Annotated in this window: 14 protein-coding genes, 2 tRNA genes, 3 rRNA genes and 2 pseudogenes; 15 read left to right on the top strand and 6 right to left on the bottom strand. The window is 39.3% G+C overall.

The window, feature by feature from the left end:
* Position 1 precedes the first annotated feature (1 nt).
* Complete coding sequence (locus NIL_RS07705) at positions 2-412, top strand: Fur family transcriptional regulator (protein WP_187647204.1); 411 nt, start codon at positions 2-4, stop codon at positions 410-412.
* Positions 413-427: 15 nt separating this feature from the next.
* Here NIL_RS07705 and NIL_RS07700 read toward each other — a convergent pair whose 3' ends face one another.
* Positions 428-1027, bottom strand: a complete 600-nt coding sequence (locus tag NIL_RS07700; protein ID WP_187647203.1) for a peroxiredoxin — start codon at positions 1025-1027, stop codon at positions 428-430.
* A gap of 175 nt (positions 1028-1202) precedes the next feature.
* On the opposite strand from NIL_RS07700, the gene metK reads away from it, so the two are divergent.
* The 14 genes from metK to istB all read left to right on the top strand — a co-directional run bounded on the left by metK (position 1203) and on the right by istB (position 14975).
* Positions 1203-2360: a methionine adenosyltransferase gene (metK, locus tag NIL_RS07695; RefSeq protein ID WP_187647202.1), complete on the top strand. Its 1158-nt coding sequence runs from the start codon at positions 1203-1205 to the stop codon at positions 2358-2360.
* 80 nt (positions 2361-2440) lie between these two features.
* Positions 2441-2725: a 4Fe-4S dicluster domain-containing protein gene (locus NIL_RS07690; RefSeq protein ID WP_187647201.1), complete on the top strand. Its 285-nt coding sequence runs from the start codon at positions 2441-2443 to the stop codon at positions 2723-2725.
* A 122-nt stretch (positions 2726-2847) separates the two neighbouring features.
* Positions 2848-3261 carry a nucleoside-diphosphate kinase gene (ndk, locus tag NIL_RS07685; RefSeq protein ID WP_187647200.1) on the top strand — a complete coding sequence of 138 codons (414 nt, stop codon included), beginning with the start codon at positions 2848-2850 and terminating at the stop codon, positions 3259-3261.
* Positions 3262-3633, top strand: coding sequence for a DUF177 domain-containing protein (locus tag NIL_RS07680; protein WP_187647199.1), 372 nt, complete (start codon positions 3262-3264; stop codon positions 3631-3633).
* A gap of 20 nt (positions 3634-3653) precedes the next feature.
* Complete coding sequence (gene rpmF, locus NIL_RS07675) at positions 3654-3806, top strand: 50S ribosomal protein L32 (protein ID WP_187647198.1); 153 nt, start codon at positions 3654-3656, stop codon at positions 3804-3806.
* 2 nt (positions 3807-3808) lie between these two features.
* Complete coding sequence (gene plsX, locus NIL_RS07670) at positions 3809-4795, top strand: phosphate acyltransferase PlsX (protein WP_187647197.1); 987 nt, start codon at positions 3809-3811, stop codon at positions 4793-4795.
* 10 nt (positions 4796-4805) lie between these two features.
* The gene (locus NIL_RS07665; RefSeq protein WP_187647196.1) at positions 4806-5801 is read left to right on the top strand and encodes a beta-ketoacyl-ACP synthase III; all 996 of its coding nucleotides are present in this window, start codon (positions 4806-4808) and stop codon (positions 5799-5801) included.
* 521 nt (positions 5802-6322) lie between these two features.
* Positions 6323-8128, top strand: a 16S ribosomal RNA gene (locus tag NIL_RS07660).
* Between the two features lie 284 nt (positions 8129-8412).
* Positions 8413-8489 (top strand) — tRNA-Ile (locus tag NIL_RS07655).
* 99 nt (positions 8490-8588) lie between these two features.
* Positions 8589-8664 (top strand) — tRNA-Ala (locus NIL_RS07650).
* 600 nt (positions 8665-9264) lie between these two features.
* Positions 9265-12240 (top strand): 23S ribosomal RNA (locus NIL_RS07645).
* A gap of 206 nt (positions 12241-12446) precedes the next feature.
* Positions 12447-12562: ribosomal RNA gene (rrf, locus tag NIL_RS07640) — 5S ribosomal RNA — on the top strand.
* Together the 16S, 23S and 5S rRNA genes with 2 tRNA genes alongside form the textbook arrangement of a ribosomal RNA operon.
* Before the next feature lie 468 nt (positions 12563-13030).
* A complete protein-coding gene (istA, locus tag NIL_RS07635) occupies positions 13031-14167 on the top strand; it encodes an IS21 family transposase (RefSeq protein WP_246434482.1) in 1137 nt (378 codons plus the stop codon).
* Positions 14160-14975 (top strand): IS21-like element helper ATPase IstB, encoded by an 816-nt coding sequence (gene istB, locus NIL_RS07630; RefSeq protein WP_246434416.1) that lies wholly within the window; start codon positions 14160-14162, stop codon positions 14973-14975. The genes istA and istB overlap by 8 nt, the downstream gene beginning before the upstream one ends.
* On the opposite strand, the pseudogene NIL_RS07625 reads toward istB, so the two are convergent.
* The 5 genes and pseudogenes from NIL_RS07625 to NIL_RS07605 form a co-directional block, all read right to left on the bottom strand.
* Positions 14972-16024 (bottom strand): annotated as a pseudogene (locus tag NIL_RS07625) (DDE-type integrase/transposase/recombinase). The gene istB and the pseudogene NIL_RS07625 sit on opposite strands and share 4 nt — an antisense overlap.
* A 174-nt stretch (positions 16025-16198) precedes the next feature.
* A complete protein-coding gene (locus tag NIL_RS07620) occupies positions 16199-16720 on the bottom strand; it encodes an integrase core domain-containing protein (RefSeq protein WP_187647195.1) in 522 nt (173 codons plus the stop codon).
* Positions 16717-17016, bottom strand: a complete 300-nt coding sequence (locus tag NIL_RS07615; RefSeq protein WP_187647194.1) for a hypothetical protein — start codon at positions 17014-17016, stop codon at positions 16717-16719. Before NIL_RS07615 ends, NIL_RS07620 begins: the two co-directional genes overlap by 4 nt.
* Positions 17013-17333 (bottom strand): transposase, encoded by a 321-nt coding sequence (locus tag NIL_RS07610; protein WP_187647193.1) that lies wholly within the window; start codon positions 17331-17333, stop codon positions 17013-17015. The genes NIL_RS07615 and NIL_RS07610 overlap by 4 nt, the downstream gene beginning before the upstream one ends.
* A gap of 152 nt (positions 17334-17485) precedes the next feature.
* Positions 17486-18658: pseudogene (locus NIL_RS07605) on the bottom strand (IS3 family transposase).
* Positions 18659-18802: the final 144 nt, after the last annotated feature.

The raw sequence follows: 18802 nt of genomic DNA, 5'->3' as shown, positions 1-18802 counted from the left end.
AATGGGAGAGATTATAGAATTATTAAAGGAAAAAAAACTTAAAGCTACTCCTCAAAGATTAGCTATTTTAAACTACTTAAATCACAAAACACATCCGACTATCGAGGAGATTTTTGAAGAGATTAGAAAGAGTTTTCCTTCAATATCATTAGCAACAATCTATAAAAATATCAATACCTTAAAAGATGTGGGTATTGTGATGGAACTAAACCCCGGAGGGAAACTGAAGTATGATATAAATATCAATCCACACTTTCATGGAGTTTGTGAAAAATGCGGCAATATTGAAGACTTTTATGATGAAGATGTAATTAAAGCTTGTAAAGATAAGTTAAAAAAGAGTATGAATAAAAATATAGATAGATTGAACATTACTTTATCGATGGTTTGTGAGAAGTGTGCCAAAGCGTAAAGCTTTGGCACACTTTTAAAGCTCGTCTGCGTGTTTTGCTAAAAATTCGGCAACACCTTCTGGGGTTGGCTTCATTGCCTCTTTACCTTTTTCCCACTCAGCTGGACATACTTCGCCATATTCGTTGGCGAACTCCATAGCATCTACCATTCTGATCATTTCATCGATATTTCTTCCAAGAGGAAGATCGTTGATAACTGCATGTCTTACAGTTCCATCTTTATCTATTAAAAAACTACCTCTTAAAGCAACTCCAGCATCTTCAAGTAAAACATCATAGTCTTTAGCAATTTTTTTAGTCAAATCTGCTACAAGAGGATATCCTACGTTTCCTATCCCACCTTTTTCTACAGGTGTGTTTTTCCAAGCTAAATGTGAATATTGTGAATCAACTGAACATCCAATAACGTTTATGCCTCTTTTTTTGAACTCTTCAAGTCTGTGGTCGAATGCTAGAAGTTCTGTAGGGCATACGAAAGTAAAATCTAATGGATAGAAGAAAAGAACTGCTCCTTTTTCACCAATATTTTCATAAAGATTGAAATCTTCAACTATAGTATTGTCAGGCATTACAGCAGGTGCTGTAAAATCTGGCGCTTTTTTTGTTACCAACATTTTGTCTCCTTTGGAAAATTTTTATCATTTGAAAAACATTATAATTTTATCACTATTTAACTAAAACTAATATAAGATAGTAACTTTAAGAGTTTTGACACTCAATATATTAAGAAGAAAAAAATAGACATTTTAGATATAATTCTTTTAAAATTTAACATAAAAAAGGAAAGGAATGAGCAGAGAATTTCTTTTTACATCAGAATCAGTTACAGAAGGACATCCGGATAAAATGGCTGATCAGATCAGTGATGCCATACTAGACTATATTATTGAAAGAGATAAAAAAGCAAGAGTAGCATGTGAAACACTTCTTAGTAACGGTTTTTGTATAATTGCTGGAGAGTTGAAAACCACAACTTATGCGCCTATGCAAGAGATTGTTAGAGAAGTGATAAGAGAGATTGGTTATACTGATGCACTGTATGGTTTTGATTATAGAAGTGCAGGTGTATTAAATGCTGTTGGAGAACAATCACCTGATATTAATATTGGAGTAGATAAAGAAAGTGGTGAGATAGGTGCTGGAGATCAGGGCTTAATGTTCGGTTATGCTTGTAAAGAGACGCCTTCTTTGATGCCACTGCCTATATATCTAGCACATAAGTTGACAATGGGGCTTGCAAAAGCTAGAAAAGACGGAACTTTACCATTTTTAAGACCAGATGGTAAGGCGCAAGTTACTGTAAAATATGTTGATGGAAAACCAAAAGAGGTTAAAACAGTAGTTGTTTCAACTCAACATGATCCTGATGTGAATTATAATAGATTAAAAGATGCTGTTATAGAAGAGATTATATATAGCGCGATTCCGAAAGAATTGATAGCAGATGATATAGAGTATCATATAAATCCAACAGGAAGATTTGTTATAGGTGGACCGCAAGGAGATGCGGGTCTTACGGGAAGAAAGATAATCGTAGATACTTATGGAGGAAGTTGTCCTCACGGAGGAGGAGCCTTTAGCGGAAAAGATCCTACAAAAGTTGATAGAAGTGGTGCATATGCGGCAAGATATGTTGCTAAAAATTTGGTAGCAAGCGGAGTGTGCGAAAAGGCAACTATTCAAATAGCATATGCAATAGGTGTGGTTGAACCCGTATCTATTATGGTAGATACTCATGGAACTGCAAAAGTAGATGAAAAAAAGATAGAGTCGTGCATAAAAGAGATATTTGATTTAACTCCAAAAGGAATTATTGAAAGTCTAGACTTGTTTAGACCAATATATAGAAAAACTGCTGTTTATGGGCACTTTGGAAGAGAATTACCAGAGTTCACGTGGGAAAAAACGGATAAAGTTGAAGAAATAAAAGAGTATTTGAAATTATGATTTCATTTCAAGAAACATTTAAAATTATTTTGATATAGTTATCTTGTCCAAAAGCGATTTAAACCATTAAAGGAGACAATATGGCAGTAAAAATTACAGACATTTGTATCAACTGTGGTGCTTGTATTGATGAGTGTCCTGTTGAAGCGATAGTTGACGATGAGGATAATCCAACTGGTGAAGAGATTTATTATGTATATCCTGATAAATGTGTAGAGTGTGTAGGATATCATGATACTCCTGCTTGCGCTGAAGCTTGTCCAACTGAAGGTTGTATAGTTTGGGATGCTTGCGCTGAAGGTGCTACTTGTAGAGATGATATTCCTGCAGAAGCAAGAGAAAACCATCAACCAGTAATAGAGTAATGTAAACTATCTTCTTGAGAAGAGCATAAGCTCTTCTCATTTATTCTTAAAATTTAAACTTCTTTTAGGAAACCTTACAGTAAAATTCCGCACTATTTTTATATTAAATCAGGAGAAAAGTAATGGAAAGAACGCTTTCTATAATTAAGCCGGATGCTGTGGCTAAAAATGTTATCGGTAAAATTATTGATAGATTTGAAAGCAACGGTTTGAAAATTGCTGCAATGAAAAAGATACAACTTACTAAAAATGATGCTGCTAAATTTTATGAAGTTCATAAAGAGAGACCTTTTTTTAATGATTTGGTTGAGTATATGGTAAGTGGGCCAGTAGTTGTTATGGTGCTTGAGGGTGAAAATGCAGTAGCTAAGAATAGAGAGCTTATGGGTGCTACAGATCCAAAAGAGGCAGCTCCTGGAACAATAAGAGCGGATTTCGCGGAAAGCATAGAAGCAAACGCTGTTCATGGAAGTGATAGTTTGGAAAACGCTGAAAAAGAGATAAGATTTTTTTTTGCTGAGAGGGAAATTTTATAATTGAAAGTCGATTTTAAAAAGATTACAGCTAAAGCCAAATCTTTTATTTTGGAAAAAGATGGAGTGGTATTTAGTGGTGTATTTAAAAAAGATAGAGATTTAGTCGATATTGATGGTAAGCTTAAAAACGAAATTGAAGTTATATGTGATAGATGTAGTAAAGAGTTTATGATAAAATTAGATGAAAAGATTCACTTGAAAGCTTGCGAGGGTATATTTAAAGGTAACCTAGAAGATACTGATGTTGTTGAATTTTATGATGGTTATGTGGATTTCGATGAGATTTTAAATAGTGAAATCGAGTCTATAAAGCTTGATTATCATTTGTGTGACGAGTGTAAAAAAGAAGATGAATTTGAAAAAGAGTTTTAACTAAAATCTAAGGAGAAAAGATGGCAGTACCAAAAAGACGTGTTAGTAAAACAAGAGCTGCAAAGAGAAGAACACATTACAAGCTAAGCTTGCCAAGACCGGTAAAAGATAAAGATGGAACATGGAAAATGCCTCATCATATAAATAAATTCACCGGAGAATATAAAAGCTAAAAATGATAACGATAGCTATTGACGCGATGGGAGGGGACTTTGGCCCCTATCCTATCATAGAGGGAACTATATTAGCTCTAAAAGAGAAAGACTTCAAAGCTATTTTGGTTGGGGATAAAGATAGAATCTTGCCTCTAATGCCAGACATTTTTAGAGATAGAGTATATATTGTTGAGGCTCATGATGTAATTGATATGAGTGATCCAGCAACGGATGCTTTTAAAAGAAAAGATAGCTCTATCTATAAAGCTGTCGATTTGGTAAGAAATAAAGAGGCGGATGCAGTTGTGTCTGCAGGTCATAGTGGTGCGACAATGAGCCTTGCTACACTTAGAATAGGTAGACTCAAGAATGTAAGTAGACCAGCAATAGCTACACTTATGCCAACTTCTAAAAATAAAAAAAGTTTAGTTTTGGATGTTGGGGCTAATGTGGATTGTAAACCGGAGCATCTTTTTGAATTTGCAGTAATGGGCGAAGCTTATGCAAAAGCTATTTTAAAAAACACAAATCCGAAAGTAGGACTTCTTTCAAACGGAGAAGAAAAGACCAAGGGAAATGAACTAACAAAGCAGACATTTAAACTGATGCAAAAACTTCCTAGTTTTGTCGGAAATGTTGAAGGAAACAACATTTTTGACGGAACTGTTGATGTAGTAGTTTGTGATGGTTTTACAGGAAATATAGTTTTAAAAACTGCTGAAGGAGTGGCACAAACTATTGGAAGTTTTATGAAATATAATATTAAAAAATCGCCTATTAGAATGGCTGGTGCACTCTTGATGAAAAAAGTTTTTAGAGCATTGAAAAAAGAGATAGATTATTCAGAATATGGTGGTGCACCTTTGATTGGTATAAATGGATGTACTATTATTAGCCATGGCAAAAGTACCCCTAAAGCTATAAAAAATGCAATTTTTCAAGCAATACGTTATGTGGAATCAGGTGTTAATGAATCTATAGAAAATAGACTTCAAGAAGTACTTTAAAGGATCAAATGTGTATGCTGCTTTTAGGTCTGTCGGCTCTTATGTACCTAAAAATGTTTTAACAAATGAGGATTTAGAAAAAATTGTTGATACTTCTGATGAATGGATTACTAAAAGAACTGGAATCAAAACAAGATATATAGCAGATAAAGAAGAGTCAACAAGTGATTTGGGTGTAGAAGCAGCAAAAGTTGCCTTAAAAAGAGCCTCCTTGAGGGCTGAAGATATTAACATGATTATTTGTGCAACTATTTCTCCTGACTATTTCTGTATGCCTTCGACAGCATGTATGATTGCAAAAAAACTAGGAGTTTCAAATATACCAGCATTTGATATAAGTGCTGCATGCAGTGGATTTATATATGCATTAGCAATGGCTAGGTCCTTTATAGAATCTAATATGTCTAAAAATATTCTTATAATAGGTGCAGAAAAATTAAGTGCAATAGTAGATTATAGTGATAGAACAACATGCGTCCTTTTTGGTGACGGTGCGGGGGCTGCAGTAATTGGAGCTACCAAAAATAAAGAGGAAGCTATTGTAGATATTAATATCTCTTCTGACGGTAATTATTATGATTATCTTATAACTCCAGGTTGTGGCTCAAACAAACCTTGTAGCGAAGAAACTCTCGAAGAGCATGCTTGTTTTATGAAAATGAAAGGCAACGAGACTTTTAAAGTTGCCGTTAAGACACTAACTAATGATGTTATTGAAATATTAGAAAAAAATGGTATAGAAAGCGAAAAAATCGATCATTTTATTCCACATCAGGCAAACTATAGAATCTTAAATGCAGTTGCGCAGGCTTTAAAACTAAAAGAGTCACAAGTAGTTATAACTGTATCAAAGTATGGCAATACCTCTTCTGCCTCAATTCCAATGGCGATGAATGATTTATATGAAGAAGGGAAACTTAAAGTCGGTGATTTGATGCTTTTAGATGCTTTCGGCGGCGGGTTTACTTGGGGTAGTGCGATAGTTCCTTTTTCACCTAGTAATTAATTTAATCTAGTTTTAAGCGATTATTTTTTATACTTCCATCCGCTTTTGGCGGCGAGTTCTTTAAATAGTTTGAGATTGTTGGGTTTCAAGTTAAGAGCTTAAAGTTTCAAGCTTAAAGTCTAAAGTCTAAAGTCTAAAGTTTGAAGTTTAAAGTCTATTGTATATCGTCTGATTTTAGATTATAGATTTTTAAATAAGGTTTGTAGCTTAATATATTTGATTGCGATTTAGCGACTACCGACTATAGGTTATTTACTATAGTCTATTGTCTATAGACTATTAGCTTTATTTAGTTGCTCTTGACAAGATTTTAAAATTTTAATATAATTTCGACCCTTGATTGGGGAAGCTTAGAGTTTTAGAAAAAAAGAGTTCAAATAACACTTATAGAGTTTATAAGTGTTAGAGAGTTCTTTTTTATAGACAATGATAATGATCTTTGAAAACTGGATAAGCTAAAAGGAAATTCTTTTAAGCCTTTGAGTAATTAAGTTTTATGGATAAGACTTTTCTATAAATTATTTATGGAGAGTTTGATCCTGGCTCAGAGTGAACGCTGGCGGCGTGCCTAACACATGCAAGTCGAACGAGAACGGCTCAAACCTTCGGGTTTGGGTGTCAGCTAAGTGGCGCACGGGTGAGTAATACGTAGCTAACCTGCCCTATAGCGGGGGATAACAGGCCGAAAGGCCTGCTAATACCCTATACTCCTTCTCTACATAAGTAGAGTTGTGGAAAGTTTCACTACCAGCTACCTACTATTTGCATTTGTTAGCATAAAGCTAATTGTTTAGATACGAGGAGCAATTTTAAAGATAAATCAAAAGATTATCGAGAAATTGCGACGAAATAGATGAGTAATTAGCTTTATGCCCAAAGGGAACACAAATAAAACTAAATCTTTTGCGTTAGATTTTTTTGCCTTAGATGACTAAGGCTGCAAAAATCTGTCTTAGGTCTTTAGTTTTCTTTATGTTCTAACAAGTGTAAATAGTAGGTAGCTGGTAGTGATGCGCTATAGGATGGGGCTGCGGCCTATCAGCTAGTTGGTGGGGTAACGGCTTACCAAGGCTATGACGGGTAGCTGGTCTGAGAGGATGATCAGCCACACTGGAACTGAGACACGGTCCAGACTCCTACGGGAGGCAGCAGTGGGGAATATTGCGCAATGGGGGCAACCCTGACGCAGCAACGCCGCGTGGAGGATGAAGGCCTTCGGGTTGTAAACTCCTTTTCTGAGGGAAGATGGTGACGGTACCTCAGGAATAAGCACCGGCTAACTCCGTGCCAGCAGCCGCGGTAATACGGAGGGTGCAAGCGTTACTCGGAATCACTGGGCGTAAAGGGCGCGTAGGCGGTTTAGTAAGTCGGGTGTGAAAGCCCACAGCTCAACTGTGGAACTGCATCCGAAACTGCTAGACTAGAGTTCGGAAGAGGCAGGTGGAATTGGTGGTGTAGGGGTAAAATCCGTAGAGATCACCAGGAATACCCATTGCGAAGGCGACCTGCTGGGACGATACTGACGCTGAGGCGCGAAAGCGTGGGGAGCAAACAGGATTAGATACCCTGGTAGTCCACGCCCTAAACGATGGATGCTAGTCGTTGGGGTGCTAGTCACCTCAGTGATGCAGCTAACGCAATAAGCATCCCGCCTGGGGAGTACGGCCGCAAGGCTAAAACTCAAAGGAATAGACGGGGACCCGCACAAGCGGTGGAGCATGTGGTTTAATTCGAAGATACGCGAAGAACCTTACCTGGGCTTGACATCCCGAGAACCCTGTAGAGATACGGGGGTGCCCTCTTATGAGGGAGCTCGGTGACAGGTGCTGCACGGCTGTCGTCAGCTCGTGTCGTGAGATGTTGGGTTAAGTCCCGCAACGAGCGCAACCCTCGTCCTTAGTTGCCAGCACGATAGGGTGGGCACTCTAAGGAGACTGCCCGGGTAACCGGGAGGAAGGTGAGGACGACGTCAAGTCATCATGGCCCTTATGTCCAGGGCGACACACGTGCTACAATGGCGCGTACAGAGAGACGCGATACCGTGAGGTGGAGCAAATCTCTAAAGCGCGTCCCAGTTCGGATTGCAGTCTGCAACTCGACTGCATGAAGCCGGAATCGCTAGTAATCGCGGATCAGCCATGCCGCGGTGAATACGTTCCCGGGTCTTGTACTCACCGCCCGTCACACCATGGGAGTTGAGCTCACCCGAAGCCGGGAGGCCAACCAGTTATTGTAATTGGGGGCTACCGTCCACGGTGGGCTCAGCGACTGGGGTGAAGTCGTAACAAGGTAACCGTAGGAGAACCTGCGGTTGGATCACCTCCTTTCTAGAGAGTACGATCCTAAAGATTCATTTCTTTAGGTTAAGAGTTAGAGTCTCACACTCTAGCTCTTGTGGGCTTAAAGGAAGAGTACTTTTAGCTTGTCCAGTTTTGAGAGATTATTTGTTCTTTAACATGACAAAAGTAGATAGAGGGAATAGTGTGAGCTAATTCTTATGTCCTTATCAGGGGTGAGCTAGATTAGTTGATAGTGAATAGTTGATAGTTGATAGTTGATAGTACATTGCTGTCAACCATCAACCATTCACCATCAACCATTCACCAAATAAGGGCCTGTAGCTCAGGTGGTTAGAGCGCACCCCTGATAAGGGTGAGGTCAGAGGTTCAAGTCCTCTCAGGCCCACCATTGTAAAGCAAAGCTTTGCAGTTGATAGTTAATAGTAGATAGTTGATAGTAAAGAGGATAAGAACTATAAACCATAAACCATCAACTATCAACCAGGAAGGGGAATTAGCTCAGCTGGGAGAGCGCCTGCTTTGCACGCAGGAGGTCAGCGGTTCGATCCCGCTATTCTCCACCATTATAGTAATTGGGAATTAGTAATTAGGAATTAGTGAAAAAGAAACAAAAACAGCCCAATTCCAAATTCCAAATTCCCAATTCCAAAGTTTAAATCAAGTCTTCAAAGGAAGATTTGGTTTAGACTTTAATAGTCTAAAGAGTTATTTGACAATCCATTGTTTAAAGTCTAAGGTAAAGAAACAATTTCAGCCTTACTCAATAGTGTAAGATATGATTCGTAAAAGTAATTCAAATTACGAGTTACGAGCAACGAATTACGAAAAAGTATCTGAGTAAGGCGGCAGTGCGCGCCACGGGTGCCTCTATAGAGTATTTATACCTCATAGCTTTAAAATTTCATTTAGATATGAGGCATTACGACGAAGTTTATGTAAGCATAAACGAGGAGTAATAACGAAATAGATTGATATAAATTTTAAAGCCCATAGGGAAAAGAGATTAACAGCAATCTTTAGCAAAAAATTTATTTGACTTATATTAAATAAGAAAAAATTTATTTGACTTATATTAAATAAGCCTGCATAAACATAAATTTATTACTAAATCTTACAATTACTCTCTTTTTATGAGATATAAATATTCTATAGAGGCACCCGTAAGTTAAGCTACAAAGGGCGTACGGTGGATGCCTAGGGTGACAGAGGCGATGAAGGACGTGCTAGGCTGCGAAAAGCCTCGGGGAGCTGCCAAGAAGCGTTGATCCGGGGATTTCCGAATGGGGCAACCCGGCCAGTCGAGAGGCTGGTCACCGGACATAGTCCGGGGCGAACCTGGGGAAGTGAAACATCTCAGTACCCAGAGGAGAAGAAATCAAACGAGATTCCCAAAGTAGCGGCGAGCGAAATGGGATTAGGGCAAACCGGGTGCTTGCACTCGGGGTTGTAGGGCTCCCATAACGGCACCACGAAGGTTAGCAGAACTGTCTGGAAAGGCAGACCATAGAGGGTGATAGTCCCGTAAGCGAAAACCTAAGTGGGCCAGGGATGTCCCTGAGTAGGTCGGGACACGTGTTATCCTGACTGAAGCTGGGAGGACCACCTTCCAACCCTAAATACTCCTGTCACACCGATAGCGAACCAGTACCGTGAGGGAAAGGTGAAAAGAACCCCAGTGAGGGGAGTGAAATAGAACCTGAAACCGTATGCCTACAATCATTCGGAGCCCTATGAGCTTTGCTCAGGGTGACGGACTGCCTTTTGCATAATGAGCCTGCGAGTTGTGGTCAGTGGCGAGGTTAAGCGAACGCGTAGCCGTAGCGAAAGCGAGTCTGAATAGGGCGATGTGGGCATCCCACAAAGTCTCTGGACTTTGTGGGGACCCGCGACTAGTCACTGGCTGCAGACCCGAAGCCAAGTGATCTATCCATGGCCAGGTTGAAGCGGGAGTAAGACCCCGTGGAGGACCGAACCGGTGGAGGTTGAAAACTCTTCGGATGAGCTGTGGATAGGGGTGAAAGGCCAAACAAACTTGGTGATAGCTGGTTCTCTCCGAAATATATTTAGGTATAGCCTCAGGTCGTAGCTACAGGGGGTAGAGCACTGATAGGGCTAGGGCTGCTCACCGCGGTACCAAACCCTGTCAAACTCCGAATACCTGTAGTGTAATCCTGGGAGTCAGGCGTAGGGTGATAAAATCCTATGTCGAGAGGGGAACAACCCAGACTACCGACTAAGGTCCCGAAGTTCTGACTAAGTGGAAAACGATGTGGGGCTGCTTAGACAACCAGGAGGTTGGCTTAGAAGCAGCCATCCTTTAAAGAAAGCGTAACAGCTCACTGGTCTAGCGGCCCTGCGCGGAAAATATAACGGGGCTAAGTCAGACACCGAAGTCGTAGGTTCACTCTGGAGAGTGAGCGGTAGGAGAGCGTTCCAGTCTGCGTTGAAGCTGTACCGGCGAGGAGTAGTGGAGCGGCTGGAAGTGAGCATGCAGGCATGAGTAGCGATAAAACAGGTGAGAATCCTGTTCGCCGAAAACCCAAGGTTTCCTACGCGATGCTCGTCAACGTAGGGTTAGTCGGGTCCTAAGCCGAGTCCGAGAGGGGTAGGCGATGGGAAATCGGTTAATATTCCGATACCTACTTTACACAAGGCGAAGGGGGGACGCTTAGGGCTAGCCGAGGTCAGTGATGGATTACTGGCTCGAAGGGTGTAGGGTGTTAGGTAGGAAAATCCGCCTGACGTGTACCCGAGACCTGACAGGCTCTCAAACTCCTTCGGGAGGGCGAGGGAATCGGTGATGCCGTCGAGCCGAGAAAAGCCTCTAAGCCATTTGAGTGTAAGGTAGCCCGTACCGTAAACCGACACAGGTGGGTGAGATGAGTATTCTAAGGCGCGTGGAAGAACCCTGGTTAAGGAACTCTGCAAGCTGGCACCGTATCTTCGGTATAAGGTGTGCCCGTAGTAGGTGAAGCTGCTTGCCAGTGGAGCCGAGGCGGGTCGCAGCGAAGCGCTCCATCCGACTGTTTATCAAAAACACAGCACTCTGCTAACTCGTAAGAGGATGTATAGGGTGTGACGCCTGCCCGGTGCCGGAAGGTTAAGGGGATTGGTTAGCTTTAGGGCGAAGCCATGAACCGAAGCCCCGGTAAACGGCGGCCGTAACTATAACGGTCCTAAGGTAGCGAAATTCCTTGTCGGTTAAATACCGACCTGCATGAATGGCGTAACGAGATGGGGGCTGTCTCGACCAGGGATCCAGTGAAATTGTAGTGGAGGTGAAAATTCCTCCTACCCGCGGAAAGACGGAAAGACCCCGTGGACCTTTACTACAGCTTGACACTGCCATTGGGATAGGGATGTGCAGGATAGGTGGGAGGCTGTGAAGCCTAGGCGCCAGCCTAGGTGGAGCCGTCCTTGAGATACCACCCTTCCTTATTCTGATGGCTAACTTGCCGGTGTTATCCACCGGGAGGACAATGTCTGGCGGGTAGTTTGACTGGGGCGGTCGCCTCCTAAAGTGTAACGGAGGCTTACAAAGGTTGGCTCAAGACGGTTGGAAATCGTCTGTAGAGTATAAAGGCATAAGCCAGCCTGACTGTGAGAGAGACAACTCGAGCAGAGAGGAAACTCGGTCTTAGTGATCCGGTGGTTCTGAGTGGAAGGGCCATCGCTCAAAGGATAAAAGGTACCCCGGGGATAACAGGCTGATCTCCCCCAAGAGCTCACATCGACGGGGAGGTTTGGCACCTCGATGTCGGCTCATCGCATCCTGGGGCTGGAGCAGGTCCCAAGGGTATGGCTGTTCGCCATTTAAAGCGGTACGCGAGCTGGGTTCAGAACGTCGTGAGACAGTTCGGTCCCTATCTTCCGTGGGCGTAGGAAGGCTGAGGAGAGCTGACCCTAGTACGAGAGGACCGGGTTGGACGTGCCACTGGTGTACCAGTTGTCCTGCCAAGGGCACCGCTGGGTAGCTATGCACGGAACGGATAACCGCTGAAAGCATCTAAGCGGGAAGCCGACTCCAAGATGAGCCTTCCCTGAAGGACGGTGGAAGACTACCACCTTGATAGGCTGGGTGTGTAAGCCCTGCAAGGGGTTTAGCTGACCAGTACTAATAGTCCGTTTGGCTTAACTAATTACAATGCACTGCCGCCTTACTGAGATACTTCTAACCTTAGACTATAAACAATGGATTTGTTCTTTAAAAAATAGTAATTAGTAATTAGTAATTGGGAATTAGGAACTAGAAATTAGAAAAAAATTTCTCCAATTCCAAATTCCAAATTCCTAATTCCAAATTACAGAAATACTGAGTCTTCCAAGGAAGATTGAGTATTTCTGTCCTGGTGCCTATAGAGCGGAGGAAACGCCTAGACCCATTTCGAACCTAGAAGCTAAGCTCCGCATCGCTGATGATACTGCACCCTCCGGGTGTGGAAAAGTAAGTCGGCGCCAGGCCAGAATTAAAGTTTTAAGATTTAATTGCTAAGGCTAAGTGTTAAGATTTAAAAATTTACAAGTTCTTTTTACTACAAGTTCTCTTCTTCAATTTCAATAAAAAATAAATAAAAATTAAAAATATCAGTAACTAATACACCAATATACCAATTACCAAAAACTTCTTTATTCTAATTCAAATTCCTAATGTCCAATGTCAATTTGAAGTTATTATTATCACCTGACCCATGTTATTATACACTAAATTTGTATCTATTTTGAGTTCATGTATAAGTCCAATACATATGGCACTCATTATGATTTTCAAGAAGGTATTTTACCGGAGATTTAAAATTAAGTGAATAGTTGTCATCGGCAATGCTAAAATACACCATAACGGCAAAGTGAAAATGTACCACCTGCGAAGTTAAAAAATAGAAGATTTTGTAAAATCTTCTTCTTTAGTTTTAAAGAGGGAGATTGGATGAAATGATAAGCTATGAGGAGTTTGTAATGATACACACTTTAAAAAAGCAGGGGTACAGCATAAGGGGGATATCGAGAATTACCGGTTTAGATAGAAGAACAATTTCAAAAAGACTCAAGGAAGAGAGTTTGAAACCAAGGAAAAAAGTTGTTTACAAATCGAAGCTCGATACTTTTAAATCGTATATTGAAAAAAGAGTAAAAGAGGCTTTGCCAGATAAAATCCCTTCCACTGTTATTTACAGGGAGATTTTGGATATGGGATATGAAGGAAAAGGAAGAGTTGTTCAAAGCTTTGTAAGTGATTTATATAAAAAGTTTATGCCTTTAAAAGAGGAGAGTATTGTAAGATTTGAGACTTTGCCTGGTGAGCAAGCTCAAGTTGACTGGACAGTTATAAAAGGCGGCAAAAATCCAATATATGCATTTATAATGATACTTGGATACAGCAGATATACATACGTCTGTTTTACGGACAATATGAGATATGAGACATTTGAAGATTGCCATAAAAAAGCATATTCTTACTTTGGCGGAATACCTAAAAATATACTTTATGATAACCTAAAAAGTGTTGTAATAAAAAGAAACGCATATGGAGCAGGAAAACACAAATTTAATGAAAAGTTTCTTGATTTTTCACGAGACTACGGTTTCAATCCACTTCTATGCAAACCATATAGAGCTAAAACGAAAGGGAAAGTTGAAAGATATATAGGATATTTGAAAAGAAACTTCTATATACCCTTAAAAGCAAAGCTGAAAAATTCTTCTCTTGTCATCGATTGTAAGCTTTTAAATTCACAAATATTTAGCTGGCTTGAGATTACAAGTAATAGAGTACATTCTACACTGAAGCAAAAACCGAGAGAACTGTTTGAAATAGAAAAGAAGGCTCTGCTGCCACTTGTAAAAACAGCAGAGCCGAGGAGTTCATTAATGATACATACGAAAAGTAATTCTACAAACAAAAAGGTTTTTGTGTCAATAGATAAAAACAACAACTTTTTTAGAAAAACCGAATATTCAAAAGAGGATAATAAACTTTATTTAAAAATATTGGATGATAAAGTAAAAATAGAACCACAAACCTCTTTGAAAGATTATGAGGATTTGTTACAGGAGGCTGTAAATGAGTAGCAATAAATCAATACAAAAAAAGAGCATATCATATGAAGCAGCCTCTATAGATGAAAGAATAAAAGAGTATGCCCTAATTTTCAGATTACCGGCAATACAAGAGAGCTACTCATATATCGCAGAACAGTCTATGAAAGAGAATCTCTCATATACCCGGTTTTTATTGAAACTATTTGAGTATGAGTATGAAAAAAAGATTCAAAGGTCCAAAGAAACCACTCTTAGATTGGCGGGATTTCCAAAGGTTAAAACTTTAGAGATGTTTGACTTTAAAAGCTCATCTGTAGATAAAAATATGATAAATGAACTATCTACTCTAAGGTTTATAGATAATGCCGAAAATATCCTGCTTATTGGTCCAAGCGGTGTAGGAAAAACCCATCTTGCCATAGCCTTGGGATATATAGCAACACAAAATAGAATAAAGACCAGGTTTATTACCGCTGCAGATCTGCTATTGCAGCTTGAAATAGCCCAGCAGGCAGGCAGATTGAACGACTATTTTAAAAAAGTGATAAATATCCCAAAACTCTTGATAATAGATGAATTTGGATATATAAAACTAAATGAAAATCAGGCCAACCTCTTTTTCCAGGTAATCAACAAAAGATACGAGAGCGGCTCGATCATAATCACATCCAATCTTAACTTTACCAAATTCAAGGAGGTACTTAACAATGATGAAGCATTGACTACTGCAATACTTGATAGACTTATTCATCACAGTCATATCTTAAACATTCAGGGTGAAAGCTATAGGCTTAAGCAAAAAAGAAAAGCAGGTATTTTTACAGGGTTAAACAGTTAGTTTCTCAATGTAACAGGTGGTGCATTTTTACATTGCCGAAGTGGTACATTTTTGGGTTGCTGTTGACAATAGTGTGGTATTTTGGTATTGTAATCGATGAGCCAGTGGGCAAGTTTTTTGTTAAATTCGTTAATATCTGTAAAGAGTAGGTCTTTATAATAGTCAATAAATTGTTCTTGAATGGTTCTATTGAAGCGTTCATTATGTGCGTTCATTTTAGGGCTTTTAGGATATGTTCAATAATGTGTGAGATCTTTTTGTTCTATTAAAGCGTCAAACTCTTTTTTGAATTCACTACCATTGTCAGAAAGGATTGCTAAAGAGCTTTTTTGATAGAGTTTAATTGAAGATATGCCATCTATGAGAGCTTCAAGAGCTTTTGCCGTATGTTTAGCATGTTTGGATGGAATTGCGACTGCGAAGGCTATACGGCTTACAGGATCTATCATTGTCATAATATATCGTTTTATGCCATTTGATACTTTTTGTATTGTATCAATTCCCCAAAGCTGCATAGGTTTAGTTTTAAGATTTTTTGGTTTACGATTTTTCCTTTCTCTTTTTTTGGGTTTAACTCTACCTTTAGTGTCTATACGATATGGGAATAATCTCATTTTATCAGGAGCTTTTGCTATTATTCTTCCTATTGTTGATTCTGAAGGAGTTTTTATTCCTTTTTTTTCACAAAAAGGTTTTAAAAGATGATAGAGTTTCGCCCTGCCTATATTGGGATATTTTTCTCTCAATCTTTTTATCTCTTGCACTATTTCCAAAGAGACTTTCGATTTTCTGACTTTTTTAGGTCTTGTAGATTTTGGATTAAGTAAGACAACATCTCCTTTTGCCTCTTTTAAAGCTCTTTTCCAGCGATATAGTGTTCTTCTACTTACTCCAAAAGCATCTATTGTAGCTTCCAATCCATACTTTTGCCAAAAATCTAAAATCTTTTTTCTTCTTCTTGCCTCCTCGCTTATCATAAGCGAATTGTAGTATATCCTTTCTAATCTTTTATACCCTTTGACCCCTAGCAACGTGTATCTGATTTGCACTCCCTTCCCTCCTTATAGGAGTGCCATATCTTTTTGAATCTGTGCAGGCCATCTATTTTATAGTACTGTAACTCTATTTTTTCCGTTTCTTTTTGATATATAAAGTGCTTGATCTGCTCTTTCAATAATATTGTTAATATTATCATGTTGTAATAACCCCTTTTTCCTGCACACCTAAGCTACTAAACGAAACACTTCTGCGGGCGTTTTGTACTGCAGCGCTGAATGCTTTCGTTTTTGATTGTAAAAATTGATCCATTCTCCAATAATTTTATTAGCCTCCTTGAGTGATTTGAAGTTATAGTGCCAGATACACTCTTCCTTGATGGTTCGGAAGAACCTTTCAATCATACCATTTTGTTCAGGAGTGTAGGGAGTAATAAATTCCTGAGTAAAATTATAATCTTTGATTGTTTTGGTGAATGATTTGCTGCTAAAAACTAGATCATTGTCGCTTCGTAATACAATGGGCTCTTTCAATCGCTGGAGTCTTCCGAAACGGTAGATTAGATCTTCTTGCAAAGCTGCCTCTGCTGTGTTTGCTTTACCGCTTTTTGAGAGTCTCCATCCAACGATTTCACAGGTACAAGTATCAATCATGCAAGCTAAAGTACTCCAGCCATCATTGATACTGTAGATGCGGGTCATATCGATTGCCCATCTTTGATTGGGATAGTGTGAACGTGAAGGCATCATTTTGGCTCTTGGCCTATGCCCTTTGAACGCTTTCTTACCTGCCAACTTTTTAGTTGCAGAATGCGCTGCACTGCTTTTTTGTTCATTCCAAGCAGCAAAGCTAAACGACGATAGCCATACGTTGGAAACTTTTCAATCATCTCTTTGACTTTTTTAACACGCCCTTCATCTAGTTTTTGCATTCTTTTAATTGGTTTATAATAAAAGCTCCTGCATGGAAGTTCAAAAAGAGAACAAAGCTTTGTGATGCTGATTGAGTAACCTTCACTTCTCATCTCGCTCTGAACTTGCATCACTTCTTCTCTTTTCCGAACAGAGCGTCGTACTTTTTTAATGCGATATTCTCCAATGTCAATTCACCGATGACTGCCTTCATATCTTTTATCTTCTCTTCATATATAGCAGCAATATCTTTAGGTCTGGCACGAAGCTGATTCTCCATATCTCTGCGTGCATCTTCCATCCACTCCTCTATTTCCCCAGGCGTCAAATCATACTTTCTCGCAACTTCAGTTACTGTTGTTTTTCCTTGAAAAATATCCATAACGATGGAAGCTTTCTTTTTTGCTGTAAAACGCTTTATCTCTTCTTGATTTTTATTTAATTTCTCCATTTTTGTTGACCCTTTTGTTTCTTACTCTTTATGTATTATATCCTGTGCAGTTGGGTGGGGTTAGGATAATGTTCTCTTTTATCGCTAATACCAAAGCTAGTAAACTGTCCCATTTGTCAAGACAACTTTTTTAGCATTCATCTTTCAGCTTTTCAAGCTGCTTTTTCTTTTGATGTCTGATAGACATTCATCGGTCTGTTATAGTTTAAAGATGAATGCATTCGATTGAAATTGTAAAATTTGATGTAGTTTCGTATGCCTGTTCTGAGTTCCTTAACGTTGCTATATTCCCTGAGATAGATCTCTTCATATTTGAGTGTTCTAAAGAAGCGCTCTATTGCAATGTTATCGATACTTCTTCCTTTAGAGTTCATAGAGATTGTGATGCCATACTTTTTTAAAAGTTTGGTATGATTATCACTTGTATATTGACTTCCTTAATCTGAATTGAAGATTTGGGGTACTCCATGTATATCGATAGCATCTTGAAGTGTCTGTGTCACTAATGATACATCTATAGTGTGTTGGAAAGCCTCCACGATAGCAAGGCTTTAGAGTGCCAATCGATAATGGCGCATAGATACATAAAGCCACCCTTGACTGGGATATAGGTAATATACCACTCCACACTCTATTTGGTCTATCCACAACTACTTGACCTTTATCGTTTTAAAGGCTTTCAAAGAGTAAGGATAGATTGTGTGCTCTTTGGCTTTGGTGCTGGTTTGTTTCTTTCTTTTAGGATAAATTGCAGCAATTCCTAAAAGTTGCATCAATCTATGTACTTTATTATGACCTATATGCCAACCTTCCTCTTTGAGCCTAGCGTGGATTCTACGATAGCCATAGGTTGCAACATCGGTATATATCTCATCGATACGGCGCATAATCTTCAAATCGTATTCGCTTATTCCTTTTGGTTTATAGTAAAGTGTGGAGCGATTGAGACCCAAAAGTTCACATTGTCTCGTCAAAGAGATGGTTTTAAGCTTGGACTCGACGAGACTTTTCTTACTTGATAAGTCCAAGCTTTTTAGTTTTCCCACTGCCCAGTCTCTTTCTATTGTGGTCTTTCCTAAAGTTTTCGCTAAAACTTCATTCTCAATTTCTAGCTCTTTTATCTTTTCTCTATACTCTTTTGTAGCCTCTGCGATATCGAATGCCAAAGAAGCGTTTTCTAAAAACTTCTTCTTCCATTGGTTGAGTGTTTGAACGCTGATACCATATTTACTTGCTATCTTTGCAGCAGGCTCCTCATCTTTTCATAGCTCCAATACTACTTTGGTCTTAAACTCTGCGCTATAGCTTTTTTTCTTTTTGCTCATCTTTAGCCCCTTTCTTTTTCCCTCTTATCATTTTAGCTAATTTGAAGCTCCTTATTAGATTTTGTTGTCTAAAATTTTAGGGCATTATAGTAGAAGATAAATAGTCTAAAATTTTTTGTATATGTGATTTATTTAAAATACCGC

This window comes from Nitrosophilus labii (assembly GCF_014466985.1).
GTDB lineage: Bacteria > Campylobacterota > Campylobacteria > Campylobacterales > Nitratiruptoraceae > Nitrosophilus_A > Nitrosophilus_A labii.
Note: the sequence above shows the minus strand (reverse complement) of the source record. Positions and strands in the feature narration are given on the sequence as shown.

Excerpts from the sequence above, each read along its gene's own strand:
- NIL_RS07705 (WP_187647204.1), top strand. The coding sequence starts at position 2 with ATGGGAGAGATTATAGAATTATTAAAGGAAAAAAAACTTAAAGCTACT.
- NIL_RS07700 (WP_187647203.1), bottom strand. The coding sequence starts at position 1,027 with ATGTTGGTAACAAAAAAAGCGCCAGATTTTACAGCACCTGCTGTAATG.
- metK (WP_187647202.1), top strand. The coding sequence starts at position 1,203 with ATGAGCAGAGAATTTCTTTTTACATCAGAATCAGTTACAGAAGGACAT.
- NIL_RS07690 (WP_187647201.1), top strand. The coding sequence starts at position 2,441 with ATGGCAGTAAAAATTACAGACATTTGTATCAACTGTGGTGCTTGTATT.
- ndk (WP_187647200.1), top strand. The coding sequence starts at position 2,848 with ATGGAAAGAACGCTTTCTATAATTAAGCCGGATGCTGTGGCTAAAAAT.
- rpmF (WP_187647198.1), top strand. The coding sequence starts at position 3,654 with ATGGCAGTACCAAAAAGACGTGTTAGTAAAACAAGAGCTGCAAAGAGA.
- plsX (WP_187647197.1), top strand. The coding sequence starts at position 3,809 with ATGATAACGATAGCTATTGACGCGATGGGAGGGGACTTTGGCCCCTAT.
- istA (WP_246434482.1), top strand. The coding sequence starts at position 13,031 with ATGATAAGCTATGAGGAGTTTGTAATGATACACACTTTAAAAAAGCAG.
- istB (WP_246434416.1), top strand. The coding sequence starts at position 14,160 with ATGAGTAGCAATAAATCAATACAAAAAAAGAGCATATCATATGAAGCA.
- NIL_RS07620 (WP_187647195.1), bottom strand. The coding sequence starts at position 16,720 with ATGATGCCTTCACGTTCACACTATCCCAATCAAAGATGGGCAATCGAT.
- NIL_RS07610 (WP_187647193.1), bottom strand. The coding sequence starts at position 17,333 with ATGGAGAAATTAAATAAAAATCAAGAAGAGATAAAGCGTTTTACAGCA.